This is a genomic window from Marinomonas transparens (assembly GCF_016463975.1).
GTDB classification, from domain to species: domain Bacteria; phylum Pseudomonadota; class Gammaproteobacteria; order Pseudomonadales; family Marinomonadaceae; genus Marinomonas; species Marinomonas transparens.
In genome coordinates, this window is the sequence record NZ_JAEMNX010000017.1 from 37,527 (window position 1) to 50,803 (window position 13,277).

Here is a 13,277-nt window from a genome sequence, read left to right on the forward strand (position 1 = left end):
AAAATACTCTACCTCTTGATGATCCATTCAGTATTGAGCTGCTTATTCAAGAAATGCGCAGTGCTGGATTGATGGCAAAGTAGTGCAATAAGTTCTTTTAACTCATCGTCTTGAGGTGAGCTAGTCGATTTGTTTAGCGGCTGGTTTTCTAAAGAAAGAGTCTCTCCTTCTTGCCGGCTTAAAACGATGGCAATGGCATAGGGGAATAAAGGCGAATCAGCAAATGGCTTGTAAAGATCCGGAAGAGGCATATCACAAATAATGCAGAGTACTTGGTCGTGTACTTGTAATTGGCTGGCCGCTTCCAATAACGCTAAGGGGATTAGGTTTTCTGTTGCTGCGATAGCGGTGGTTTCACTTGGGTCTTTACGGGCAATAGAAAGTAAGCCGCTGACTGCATTGTGTACGGCTAAACTAAAAGAGGTCGGTGAAAGCGGTTCATTTTTTGCGATGGATTCAAGCAAGGACAAGGTTAAGCCGACATCGCCATGGCGTGAAGCGAAGACTAGGGGAATGTGTTGACCCTCTGCAAGCATAGGCATGCTTGCTTCTACCGCGCATTTTCCAATAGCAGAAAATCGTCTACGTAGCATTAAAGGCAGTTTTTTTAAGGATGGGTTCCGCTGTTTTTCTGATGATTGGTTTTTGTCGTTTAACCAATTTCCCCAAGAATCAATGGACTCCAGACTTGGTGCATATGCATTCCAAGTCTTGAGTTTAAAACTTAGCACTTTTCATATTCCCTATATTTACTGTGTCTGCAACAGTGACTGCCTTAAGAATGCTATCTTACTTCTTACGAACACGGATTTTACTTATGAAGGAGTGTCTATGTAAAGAAAATCACGGAGTTCATTTCAAATGTCTGTATATATTGCGGTTTTTAATGTTTTTCCACGAACTTCAATGCAAAAAGCCTTTTTTTCCTATAAAAAGAACTGATGTAAATTGGATATGGTCAGCACAGGTAGGTCGTTTTAAATGCAGCAAGTAATTGAGCTATTCCTTACAGACAGTGAAAAAATATCAGACGATCTGTTGAATCGCCTTTTGAGCCGTTTGCCTGATGCTCAAAAGGCGAAGGCGCTTAAGTTTGAAACTCATAAAAGACGCAGAGAGTTTATCGTTGGGCGGACATTATTGTTACAAGCTTTGGTTACTTATAATGCGTTTTCTGCTTTGCCTGATATCTTGGAAAAGCCATCTTCAGCACCAGAGCTAAAAGGCGTAAATGACTGGTATCTCTCTATTTCACATAGTCACCAACTAGTTTGTTGCGTGCTACATAACTCTCCTATTGGTGTGGATATTGAGTTTAAAAAGGACATAACAAACCCGATTGAAAAGAGTCACTTTTTTATGACTGCGGAAGAGGTGGCTGAATTAGAACTCTTGGTGAGTGACGAAGCAAAAAAACACTATTTTTATCAGGTTTGGTGTACAAAAGAAGCCATTTTTAAAGCATTGAGCCCAGCTGAACAAAATACAACTAGTTTACACACATTGCCCTATTCCGGTGTTGTTGACGGCGAGAAGAGGTGGTCAATATTCGATACTGATATTGAAAACTACCATCTTTCTCTTGCTTATATGGGGAAGGTTGAGCGGGTGCAGCTTAGACAGATTGACTTGCTTTCTTTGATCTGAATAAGCTGCATGGTGCTTTAACTTTGCAGGTTTTTGTCAGTGTTTACTGGCCACTTCTCCCCATAATCTTTCTATCCTGCTATCTCGGCCACAGCTGGCGCGATAGTAGCGATAGCGAATCGGGTTCTTCTTATAATAGTCTTGGTGATATTGCTCAGCTGGGTAGAAGGTTTTGGCTGGTAACAGTTGTGTGACTATATCGGCTTTAAAGGGCTTGGTTTTCTCTACTTTAGCGAGAGAAGCTTGAAAAACCGCTTTTTGGTTGTCGTTTTGATAAAACATGGCGGTTTTGTATGGGCTGCCTTTATCACAGAACTGGCCTTTTGGGTCCGTTGGATCGATGGTTTTCCAGTAGTAATCAGAGAGTGTTTTTAATGACACGATTTCATCGTCGAAGGTGATTTTCGCGGCTTCGAAGTGGCCTGTCTCTTTAGAGGATACCTGCCTATAGCTTGGGTTTTCTGTGTGTCCTCCTGTGTAGCCAGAGACCACATCGAGTACGCCTTGTACTTTTTCAAAGTCAGATTCGACACACCAAAAACAACCGCCAGCGACAATCATGGTTTGGTGAGCGGCTTGTGATGCGCCGCTGAAGGTCGCTGTAGCGAATACTAGCAATCCCAATGTGGTGTTTAATATCTTCATTTCAAATGCCCTTTAATCATTAACCGATTATGTTATGTGGTTCTTTGACGTTTCAGAGAGTGGTTTTCTTACAGTGAAAGGTAAAACATTTGTCGTTGACGAATTCTATATATGTTTAACATATTAAAGTCATCTAAATTATCAATTAAACAAATATAGACTTGTCTTATAGTATGCGTATCAGTCAATGACGTTTGCTGTGATCAAACCGTAGATCTAAGCCGTTTTTTCAAATTTTAATGGGGTAATTATGAGTGCATTTGTTACTGAGCGTGTGTTAAGTGTCCATCACTGGGATGATAATTTATTCAGCTTTAAAACCACTCGGAATCCGAGCTTACGTTTTGACAATGGTCAGTTTGTGATGATTGGTTTAGAAACCGAAACACGTCCTTTGATGCGTGCTTACAGTATTGCGAGCCCGAACTATGAAGAGCATTTAGAGTTTTTCAGCATTAAGGTCGAAAATGGGCCATTAACTTCTCGTTTGCAACATTTACAGGTTGGGGATGATATTTTAGTGAGCCGTAAACCTACTGGTACCTTGGTGACACGGGATTTGCATCCGGGTAAACACTTGTATTTATTATCAACCGGTACTGGGTTAGCGCCTTTTTTGAGCGTGATTCAAGATTTTGATGCTTATGAAGAGTATGAAAAAATTGTTTTAATTCATGGTGTACGCCATGTGAGTGAGTTAGCGTACGCTGACTTTATCGAAAAAGAATTGCCTAATAATGAGTTTTTTGGTGACCAAGTACGTGAAAAATTGATTTACTATCCAACAGTGACCCGTGAGCCGTTTCGTAATCAAGGTCGTTTGACGGATTTGATCCGCAGTGGCAAATTAGCACAAGACATAGGCTTGCCGCAGCTTGATCCAGCCAATGACAGGGTGATGATTTGCGGTAGCCCTAATATGCTCAAAGACACATCCGCTTTGCTTGATGAGTTAGGCTTTAAAGAGTCACCAAAAATTGGTGTGACAGGTGATTATGTCATTGAGCGGGCGTTTGTTGAACGTTAATACTTATTAGCAGATACATATTTTAGGAGATGTTATGAGTTCTGATACAAAGTCTAGTCAAGATTATCTTCCTCCAAAAGTCTGGAAGTGGGATGCCGGAAGTGGTGGTAAATTTGCCAACATCAATCGTCCAATATCGGGTGCGACCGCTGAAAAGGTTTTGCCTGTTGGTCAGCATCCACTGCAATTGCATTCTCTTGCTACGCCGAATGGTCAGAAGGTGACCATCATGCTAGAAGAGCTTTTAGCCATGGGGAAAACCGAAGCAGAATACGATGCTTACCTGATTAATATTGGTGAAGGTGATCAGTTTTCTTCTGGCTTTGTGGAGATCAACCCGAACTCTAAAATTCCTGCCTTGATGGATCACAGCACGACACCACCGACACGCTTATTTGAGTCTGGCTCTATCCTCCAGTATCTTGCTGAAAAATTTGATGCATTGATTCCGAAAGATGTTGCGGCGAAAGCCGAGTGCCGTAATTGGTTATTTTGGCAAATGGGCTCTGCGCCTTATTTAGGCGGCGGTTTTGGCCACTTCTACGCTTATGCACCGACTAAAATGCAGTACCCGATTGATCGTTTTACCATGGAAACTAAGCGCCAATTAGATGTATTGGATAAGCAATTAGCGAGTAATACTTATATGGCAGGCGAAGAATATTCGATTGCTGATATTGCGATCTGGCCTTGGTATGGCAATTTAGTCTTAGGTAACCTGTACGATGCGGCGGAGTTTCTTGATGTGGCCAGCTATAAAAATGTTCTACGTTGGGCGAAAGCTATTGAGCTGCGTCCAGCGGTAAAACGTGGTTGTGTAGTTAACCGCGTGTGGGGAGAGGGACAACAACTTGCTGAGCGTCATGATGCCTCTGATCTCGATGCTTTAGGCTTGTAACCCCACCTTCAGGTGATATCGCTAGCCTCATAAGTCTAGGGCCAAGGTAGTTGGAACTAGACTTATTCGTTTCATGCGCAGGAACGCGTTAATGGCAAAGGCGCAGGTCTGCCAATAAAATAGCCTTGGCCTTTATTGACGCCTAACTCTTTGAGTGTGTGCAGTTCTTTTGCGCTTTCGATACCTTCAGCAATAATCTCACACTGTATTTCTTTCGCAAATGTACAAAGCGCAGAGGCCAGTGCACATCGCTTTCTATCCATATGAATCTCTTTTGTTAGGCTCAAGTCTAATTTAATAATATCTGGCTCTAGTTCTAGAATGTGAGTGAGGTTGGAATAGCCGGTTCCCACATCATCTATTGCCAGCTTTACCCCTTCTCTTCTTAAAGGGGAAAGCGCTTTTTGGAAGGCTTGATAGTCTGCAATAGGCTGGTGTTCGGTGATTTCAATTAATACATTGCAAGCCAGATGACCTATGGTTTTTTCTAATGCCCCGCTGAGTATGTAGTCGGGTGAAGTATTAATCGATAAGTAGCGGTTATGGTCGCGAAAGTAGTAATCAAGCTTAAGCGCAGACTTCACTGCGAGCATTTCAAGCTTCTCGCCCATCCCCACCAGTTGTGCTTCTTCAAACCAAATATCGGGTGTGACATAAGGGTCGCTGTTAAAGCGGGCAAGGGACTCATAGCCACTGATATCGTTGGTAGTGAGATCAAGGATAGGCTGGTAATGCATGGTAATAAAATTATTGTCTAGGATTGTATTAATCCGATTTTCTACTTCATGGTGCTTGTGTTTTTGCTTGCTATGAGAGTCGAGGGTTTTGCCAATTAGGTCGGAGAAATAAGTGATAATTGACAGGTCTCTGTCATTGAGGGTGTTATCTGATTTGTTTTGAAAACAGTAAATGGCGCCATAAAGAGCGCCATCTTCTAGGTAAATAGGCGCCCCTACAAAGGAGCCAATGTGAAACATCTGAGTAGACGGTAGCTTACAGGCCGTTGGGTGTTTAAACGTGTCTTGAATAAGGCCAGGAATAAGCCCTTCAACCAATGCTCGGCAGTAGGAGTTTTGATAAGGATGAGGGGCCTTACTTTGAGGAAAGGTACTGGTTGGGGAGGCATCTAAATAGCGAAAGTACAAGTTATCATCTTTTACTTCAGAGATGATGGCGATGTCCATTTTTAGATAAACTCTTATTGCTGAAACTATGCCTTCTAGTTCTTCCATGGTTGCTGCCGTAGGTGCTTTTTTCTCGGATAAAATGAATTTTTCTATTGTATCAACTTGCATTTTTTCCTCACTTTGAACGATGTCTGTTCAAGCTTTAGGCTAGGGGCTTGATTAAACCTATTGTTTTGTTGAAACCCGATATAGTGAGTGTAGTCTTTGGCAGACATTTGACAGTGGTTATTATGCGTACATTTGTTGGATCTATGTATCGCTTATTGGGAGAGATTGCTTGCTTTGTAACAAAGAGAACATCTCATCCGCAGGCATAGGGCGAGCGAAGTAATAACCTTGTCCATAAAGGCAGTTCATCTGCTTGAGCATCTCTAACTGGGCTTGGTTTTCAATACCTTCTGCGATGGTTTGATTGCCAAAGGAATTGGCTAAGGTGAGTGCGGCCGCTACGATGATTTGTTTTTTAGGGTCGATATTAATCTCCGTAATAAACGAGCGGTCAATCTTGATGGTATCCACATTTAGGCTGCTAATGTAAGACAAGGAGCTCATGCCTGTGCCAAAGTCATCAATAGCCAATTTGATGCCAGCTTCTTTAAATTTACTAAGGCGAGGTGCAATTTGCTCAATAGTAATGTTGGTAGAAGATTCGATTAATTCGATTTCCAACATATTAGGGCTAATGCGAAGCTCGTCTAGTAGTTGAAGCGTAAAGTTTAATAGTCCTGGATCAAGTAGGTTATAGGGCGATAGATTGATGGCAACAGGAATGTGAACGCCTTGTTTTTGCCATTCAGCAAGTTGAGTTATTGCCGCGTGAATAATGTAGCGACCAAACTCTTGAACCCGCCCACTATGTTCCACCAAGTCAATAAAGCTATGGGGCGTTAGTATGCCATCCGTAGGGTGATGCCAGCGGGCTAAACCTTCCACACTCGCAATGCGACCAGTACTTAGTTCTACTTTAGGCTGGTAATACAATTTAATTTGATGCTGTACCAGTGCTTCTCCTAAGTCTGCACGTAGGCGCAAGCGCAAGCGATCAATTTCTGTATCTCGCTCATTGAAGAGGCTCCAACCAGTACGCTCTTGTTTGGCGTCGTACATGGCGGTGTCCGCACCAATGATCAAGGCTTCTGCATTGGTGGCATGGGTGGGATAATGGCAAATACCAATGCTGGCGCCTGTGTTGATCGCCAATTTGTTGATCATGACAGGCTCGTCGCAAACTAAAACCAGTTCTTTAGCGAGTAGAATGGCTTTTTCAATCTCAAGGTCTGGAGCCCAAACAATGAATTCATCACCCCCTACACGTACTAGGGTGTGGTTATTTTCTAAGGTCGCTGAGATTCGTTGCGACACTTTCTTTAATAAAGTATCCCCTGCGGCGTGTCCGAAAGCATCGTTTACTTCTTTAAACTTATCCAAGTCAATCACAAATAAACTGCCACTCACTTGCTCTTCTATTAATGCGTCATCTACTTTCGCTAGCTCGGCGAGTGGTGTATCAGGCATTAGGTCTTGCAGTAAGTTCGTTAAATACAGTCTGTTAGGTAAACCGGTAAGTGAGTCATGGGTTGCTAATCTTGCGAGGGCGTCATTTTTGTCTTGAACGCGTTTAGTCATCCAAGAAGAAATCGTGATTGCCAGCCAAGCAGCCAGCCAAAAAATCATAATTGAGGTAATAGATAAACGTCGAATAATAAGACTAAGAGCTTCTTCAATACTCTTCGGTGCTTCAATGATGAGGATGTTATAGTCTTGCATTTCTACCACTTGCCAAAGAAAGCGTTGTCCATCGAGCTTCTCCACACCATTCGCCATCGGGTTCATGCTTTCTTGCTTTTTTATCGTTAGACGCTTCTTGAGGGACACGATTTGATAGATGCTCATGTTGTTACTAAGTGTCCAATCAAAGTCTTTGCTACGGGCTTCTACATATAGGCTGTTGGCACGGATATGATCGTTTAGGTAAATAAGGTTAACGAGCTCGGCCATGCGTTCTTCTAGGTTATCTTCGCCTTCGTCACCTTCCTCAAGTAATTCTGCATGAAGCAGCATGGCTTGCCGGTGAAGGGAGGTTTGCTCGGCGTTAATACCTAGGTCAGAAGCAAGTCGATAGGAGACAGTGACATAAATAGTAGAAACCAAAAGAGCAACGCCTAGGCAAACAACAATAAGCCTTAAGCGGAAGGATTTGTCTCTTTGGAATTCTAAAATTGGTGGCATGGGGTCTCTTAGGCTGCGCTATTTTTGTTAGAAGGCAGTGTGCTGATATTAGATAGCTGATAAACAGGGCACCATCCGACGAGTAATGAAATAAAGTTGAGCGTACCAAAAATACCTAACAGAATTTCTAAAAGAGGGTCTTGTAGAAAATCCCCATTGAATAGCGCCAGTCCAGTTAGTACTAGGCCGACTACGCCTCGAATGGTACGGTCAATAATATGCAGGTTCTTGGTAATCGCCATGTTTTGCCTTCATTGAATTTATTTTTAATAGGCTAAATTTTCGACCCTGTGTGATGGATAAACAAGCTGAATACTGTAATGAAGTGCATATTTAGGTACTAAGGATGTTGTCGATATTCTGTTTGTAATCTTATCTATTAGGGCCTCAGGTTTGCATGAAGCTGGTGAATGTCTCTATTTAAAGGGGGTGGGGGCATTCTTATATTGTCTGGAAAAGATATTTTTACTATGTGTTTTTTTGTAACAGAATGATCATTATCAATACTAGTATTAGGCAATTAAGGAATTACTGTCATCACAATTGAATTTTTACCTAGGAACTATAGATATAGAAGGTCTTTGGTCTAAGTACCAAAATTTTCTAATGGAGTCTTCATATGACAACTACTGAAAATGCATTATTCTCCCCCATTCAATTAGGCGATGTAGCGCTTAATAATCGTTTTATCATGGCGCCCTTAACCCGTTGTCGCGCTGTCGATCATCAGCCTAATGCACTGATGGCTGAATACTATGCACAACGTGCGAGTGCGGGTTTATTGATTACGGAATGCACCATGGTGACAGAAGGTACCTCGGCTTTTGGTAATGATCCGGGTATTTACTCTGAGCAGCAAATAGAAGGCTGGAAACTGACAACCGATGCGGTACATAAAGCAGACGGGCGTATTTTTATGCAAATTTGGCATGCTGGTCGCGCCGCTCACCCACTGTTAAATGGCGGTAAAGACTGTGTTGCCCCCAGTGCCATTGCCATCGACGATGAAACCCATACCCCGGAAGGTAAAAAACCTTATACGGTGCCTCACGCGTTAACGAAAGAAGAAATAGTGGATCTCGTCAATGATTTCCGCCAAGCAGCGATCAATGCTAAAGCGGCTGGTTTTGATGGTGTCGAAATTCATGGCGCTAATGGTTATCTAATAGACCAGTTCTTACGTGATGGTAGCAATCAACGCACCGACGAATATGGTGGTTCACTGGAAAATCGTGCTCGTTTCTTAAGCGACATTATTCACGCCGTGACAGAGGTGATGGGCAGTGGTCGTGTTGGCCTTAGACTATCGCCACTAAACAGCTTTAATAGCATGAAAGACAGTGACCCCATTGAATGGACGCGCTTTTTAACGAGTCACTTAAATCAATTTAACCTCGCTTATCTACACCTAATGCGTGCTGATTTCTTTGGCGTACAAGCGGCGGATGTGGTGACGGTTGCCCGTAAAAATTACCAAGGACACCTGATGGTAAATATGGGTTACAGTGCTGAAGAAGCGAGCCAAACGTTAGCGAATAAACAAGCCGATAGTGTGGCATTTGGTACCGCCTTTTTAGCCAACCCTGACCTTCCACAGAGAATAAAAGTAGGCAGCGAATTGAATGCGCCAGATCAAAATACTTTTTATTCTCCGGGTGCTGAAGGCTACACAGACTATCCTTTTATGACGGCGTCTTAAACGTTAAAATTCTTAACGGCTTTAGATCAGAGTAATAAAAAAAGAGGCCCAAATGAAAGGCCTCTTTTTTTACATCATAATTTATTTCCCCTTGTCTTGTCGGTGCCGTGTTTGCTCTCGATTAACCATCTTGCTAAAGGTCTTCATGTGTTGCTTTTGTGCGTACGAGCCTTGTGCGGTACGGGCATTAAAAGCGTTTTCCTTGAGTAGTTTCTGATAATTATCCCAGTGCGATTGCGTCAATGACCCGCTCTCTAACGCTGCTAGTATTTGGCAGCCGGGTTCGGTTTGATGAGTACAGTTGGTAAATTTACACTGCTGTGCAAAATTGACTATGTCGCCAAAGGTTTGCTCTATGCCTTCCTGAGCATTGAGCAATTGCAACTCACGGATACCGGGTGTATCAATGAACAAGACACCTTGTTCATTGATCAGTAACTGCCTTGATGTGGTTGTGTGTTTGCCTTTGTCATCGTCTTCGCGTATTTCTCCAATAGCTTGAAGATTAACCGAATCAGATGATTTCTCAGTTCGAACGTGAGTGAACAGCGCATTTATCAGAGAAGACTTGCCCACCCCAGAAGAGCCAACCATAGCAATGGTAGTTCCCACTTGTAGGAAATGCGTCAGCGATAAAAAGGAGTCGGGTTTTAGCATTGAAATGGTCATGACCTCAGACACCTTTAAAGCCCGAACTTGGTCTAAAAAAGAATCTACATCGTCAGTTAAATCGATTTTATTGAGCACAATAACTGGCTCAATATGAGATTCGTAAGCCATAGCAAGGTAGCGTTCTAATCGTTTGAGATTAAAGTCACTATTCGCACTGGTAACGATGAATAGGTAGTCTAGATTCGCCGCCATCAGCTGGCGTTTTTGATTGCTCAACCGCTCTAATTGGTTCTTAGCGTCGAGTACCTGAACGATCCGCAAGTGCTCATGAGTGCGTTGAGCGATAACCCAATCACCCACACAGAAATGCTCACTCACGGGGTGAAAGCTGTCAGGGCAGAGCAACTCAACCTCGCCTTCTGACCAAGTACTACCTAGGCCCTTGATGACAGATCGATGTACTGCACTGATGCGAAAAATCTCCAGTTCATTGCTTTGCAGTTTTTCAAAGGTGTCTGTGTCGATTTGCTGTAGAAAAAAGTGACTCCAACCCAAAGGTTGTAATGTTGAAATATTCAATGTTTAGCTCCGGCTAAAAAAATAGTTAAGTAAAAACTAAAACGCCGGATGCGACAGTGCGAATCAAGACACTTAGAAAGGGGCCTTAAAAGAGAAACAGTTCGCAGAAAACTGAAATGAAGGCTGTTGAAAGTACTAAAAGCCTATTTTAGAAGCTAACGCTCTGTGCTGTCTGAGTCGGCGTTGAATTGAATACAATCATTAAAAATCTCCTTGCCCTGTTGAATAAGGTTCCATATTGGTGGCGTTTTTCAAATAGGTCAAGCCTAAGGATCTTCCCTAGATTGGGTGAGTTGTAAAGAATGTGTGAGAAAACGATGATGAGTCATTATTTTTTATTATAGTTGAGTTAAGTCATGATGAAGGTCACGGCTTTTTATTTCTAAAGTAAGTAAACTCTCTAAGGTAAAAGACTTATTAGAGTTTTCACATCATAAGTGACGTAGACATGGACTTTACTGGCACGCTAATTTCCGCTTTTCCTATTGTTTTACTGATTTGGTTAATGACCAAAAAGCAGGCGGTGCCTTCGCATATCGCTTTGCCTATCACCGCGTTGTTAGTGGGCTTGATCCAGCTATTGTATTTTCAGGCAGACGGTCGTTTATTGGTCGCCAATAGCATTTCTGGTGTGTTATCCGTGCTTACGCCCATCTCTATTATTGCTGGGGCTATTTTACTGAACCGAGTGCTGGCCCTATCGGGGGCCGAGAGTGTGATTGCCCAATGGTTAGAGTCCATCAGTACTAACGCTGTCGCGCAATTGATGATTATCGGTTGGGCCTTTGCTTTTATGTTAGAAGGGGCGTCTGGCTTTGGTACGCCAGCCGCCATTGCTGCCCCCATGCTGGTGGGCTTGGGGTTTCATCCTCTCAAGGTGGCGATACTCGCGCTAATCATGAACTCGGTGCCAGTTTCTTTTGGGGCGGTGGGGACACCTATTTGGTTTGGGTTAGAGACATTAAATCTAAGCCAAGAGCAATTGCTTGACGTATCGAGTCAAACGGCCTTAATCAACTCAGTGGCTGGTCTGGTTATTCCTATTCTGGCGTTAAAATTCGTGGTCAGTTGGCAGCTGATCCGTAACAACATTGCCTTTATTTTCCTCAGTATATTGTCCTGTACCTTACCTTATTACTGGATTGCCAGTTGGAATTATGAATTCCCTTCTTTGATCGGCGGCGCGATTGGGTTGGTGGTGAGTATTTTCCTAGCTAAGCGGCATATTGGATTGAAAGCCCATGAGAACGATTTACCAAGAGGCAAAAAGGTCGAGTTTCATAAACTCGCATTGGCCGCCTCCCCACTGGTCTTATTAATTGTTATTTTGATCGTCACCCGTATTGGGCAGCTAGGTATCAAAGACTTATTGACCGATACTAGCCATTGGCTGGGTATTGACCTTGGCGGTACTTATTTCAGCATCAGCCCGTCTTTGGTGTTATCGGTTGAACATATCTTGCAGACCTCGGTGAGCTGGTCTTATAAGACGCTGTATGTACCCGCGTTGATTCCTTTTTTGCTGGTGGTGCTGATTGCCATTCCTGTACTTAACATGTCTCGTGCAAAAGCGTTTGAGGCTTTTGTCGATACAGGCCGTCGTATTAAATTGCCATTGGTATCGCTAGTTGGTGCACTCATCATGGTGAACTTCATGATGCTAGGAGGAGATAACTCGCCGATCTTTTTGATCGCGCAAACCTTCTCTAGTTTGACGGGAGACAGTTGGTCTTACTTTGCCGCCTTTCTTGGCGCTTTAGGGAGCTTCTTTTCTGGTTCTTCGACGGTTTCTAATCTGACATTTGGTGGCATTCAACAGAGTATTGCAGAGCAAGTTGGCTTGCCGATTACCCTTGTACTCGCCCTGCAATCTGTTGGTGCCGCTATGGGCAATATGGTCTGCATCAACAACATCATCGCTGTAGCGACTATTTTAGGTATTGAAAATAAAGAAGGCCATATAATCAAACAAACTATATTGCCTATGGTGATCTACGGCGTGGTTGCCGCGCTGGTAGGGGCTGCTTTGATAGTGATGTAAGTTAGACTTTTGAAAGGGTATGGAATTGTTGAGATATAAAACTACTACCGTATTCATGTCGTTGTTTTGCTGAGTGGATGTTTGACAGAAAATAAAGGGGCTTCGTTATTATGAAAACTAATTGGCAGTATCCAGAGCCACGAAAAGGACTTCTCGGTGCTTTTGACAAGTTTGTCGGTCCTGGTGCCACATCTACTGAGATTATTCTGCAGCTAGGGATACCATTTATTGTGCTAATCACTGCGCCACTTTATGCCGCGGCGATTAGTGTTGAATGGAGCTTTATGCAGTATTGTCTTTGTGGGTTATTAGCTTTCGATATTGCAGGAGGCGTTATTACTAACTCAACGTCGAGCGCAAAACGTTGGTATCACAGAAAAGAACAAACATTTTCCAAACATTTCAGTTTCGTTGTCTTGCACCTGTTTCACCTTCTTTTGGTGTCTTGGGTCTATCTATCATTAGACCTATTATGGGTAGGCTATTCAGGCGGGTATTTACTGGTTGCAGCAATAATCATTCTCTTAGTCCCTCAATATTTACAGCGGACGATCTCATTATTATTTTATGCCATTGCTGTATTACTTGTTCTGTATGCTTTTGAAACGCCATATGGGCTGGAGTGGTTTTTACCATTGTTTTATTTGAAACTGTTGGTGAGCCACTTAGTAAAAGAAGAGCCCTATCGACCATAAAAGGGCAGTTTAAATTTA

General features: G+C 42.9%; 12 protein-coding genes. 6 read left to right on the top strand and 6 right to left on the bottom strand.

What is annotated here, in order from left to right; genetic code table 11:
* Positions 1-8: 8 nt before the first annotated feature.
* Positions 9-731, bottom strand: coding sequence for a beta-ketoacyl synthase chain length factor (locus I8J31_RS13545; RefSeq protein WP_199469113.1), 723 nt, complete (start codon positions 729-731; stop codon positions 9-11).
* A gap of 250 nt (positions 732-981) precedes the next feature.
* Between I8J31_RS13545 and I8J31_RS13550 the strand changes: the two genes are divergently transcribed.
* Positions 982-1,647 carry a 4'-phosphopantetheinyl transferase family protein gene (locus I8J31_RS13550; RefSeq protein WP_199469114.1) on the top strand — a complete coding sequence of 222 codons (666 nt, stop codon included), beginning with the start codon at positions 982-984 and terminating at the stop codon, positions 1,645-1,647.
* A 36-nt stretch (positions 1,648-1,683) separates the two neighbouring features.
* Here the strand turns inward: I8J31_RS13550 and msrA are convergent, their stop codons facing one another.
* On the bottom strand, positions 1,684-2,292 hold the full coding sequence (gene msrA / locus I8J31_RS13555) for a peptide-methionine (S)-S-oxide reductase MsrA (protein WP_199469115.1): 609 nt from the start codon (positions 2,290-2,292) through the stop codon (positions 1,684-1,686).
* Between the two features lie 250 nt (positions 2,293-2,542).
* On the opposite strand from msrA, the gene I8J31_RS13560 reads away from it, so the two are divergent.
* On the top strand, positions 2,543-3,319 hold the full coding sequence (locus I8J31_RS13560) for a ferredoxin--NADP reductase (protein ID WP_199469116.1): 777 nt from the start codon (positions 2,543-2,545) through the stop codon (positions 3,317-3,319).
* A gap of 34 nt (positions 3,320-3,353) precedes the next feature.
* Entirely contained in the window at positions 3,354-4,217 is an 864-nt protein-coding gene (gene yghU, locus I8J31_RS13565) for a glutathione-dependent disulfide-bond oxidoreductase (RefSeq protein ID WP_199469117.1), read from the top strand.
* A 71-nt stretch (positions 4,218-4,288) separates the two neighbouring features.
* Here yghU and I8J31_RS13570 read toward each other — a convergent pair whose 3' ends face one another.
* The 3 genes from I8J31_RS13570 to I8J31_RS13580 all read right to left on the bottom strand — a co-directional run bounded on the left by I8J31_RS13570 (position 4,289) and on the right by I8J31_RS13580 (position 7,875).
* Positions 4,289-5,512 (bottom strand): sensor domain-containing phosphodiesterase, encoded by a 1,224-nt coding sequence (locus I8J31_RS13570; protein ID WP_199469118.1) that lies wholly within the window; start codon positions 5,510-5,512, stop codon positions 4,289-4,291.
* A 141-nt stretch (positions 5,513-5,653) separates the two neighbouring features.
* Positions 5,654-7,633, bottom strand: coding sequence for a putative bifunctional diguanylate cyclase/phosphodiesterase (locus I8J31_RS13575; RefSeq protein WP_199469119.1), 1,980 nt, complete (start codon positions 7,631-7,633; stop codon positions 5,654-5,656).
* 8 nt (positions 7,634-7,641) lie between these two features.
* Positions 7,642-7,875, bottom strand: coding sequence for a YgaP family membrane protein (locus I8J31_RS13580; protein WP_199469120.1), 234 nt, complete (start codon positions 7,873-7,875; stop codon positions 7,642-7,644).
* A gap of 377 nt (positions 7,876-8,252) precedes the next feature.
* On the opposite strand from I8J31_RS13580, the gene I8J31_RS13585 reads away from it, so the two are divergent.
* Positions 8,253-9,332 (top strand): alkene reductase, encoded by a 1,080-nt coding sequence (locus I8J31_RS13585; RefSeq protein ID WP_199469121.1) that lies wholly within the window; start codon positions 8,253-8,255, stop codon positions 9,330-9,332.
* 81 nt (positions 9,333-9,413) lie between these two features.
* Here the strand turns inward: I8J31_RS13585 and rsgA are convergent, their stop codons facing one another.
* Positions 9,414-10,523, bottom strand: coding sequence for a ribosome small subunit-dependent GTPase A (gene rsgA / locus I8J31_RS13590; protein ID WP_199469122.1), 1,110 nt, complete (start codon positions 10,521-10,523; stop codon positions 9,414-9,416).
* Positions 10,524-10,971: 448 nt separating this feature from the next.
* Here rsgA and I8J31_RS13595 point away from each other — a divergent pair, with 448 nt between their 5' ends.
* Entirely contained in the window at positions 10,972-12,564 is a 1,593-nt protein-coding gene (locus tag I8J31_RS13595; protein WP_199469123.1) for an L-lactate permease, read from the top strand.
* 110 nt (positions 12,565-12,674) lie between these two features.
* Positions 12,675-13,259: a hypothetical protein gene (locus I8J31_RS13600; RefSeq protein WP_199469124.1), complete on the top strand. Its 585-nt coding sequence runs from the start codon at positions 12,675-12,677 to the stop codon at positions 13,257-13,259.
* Positions 13,260-13,277 lie beyond the last annotated feature (18 nt).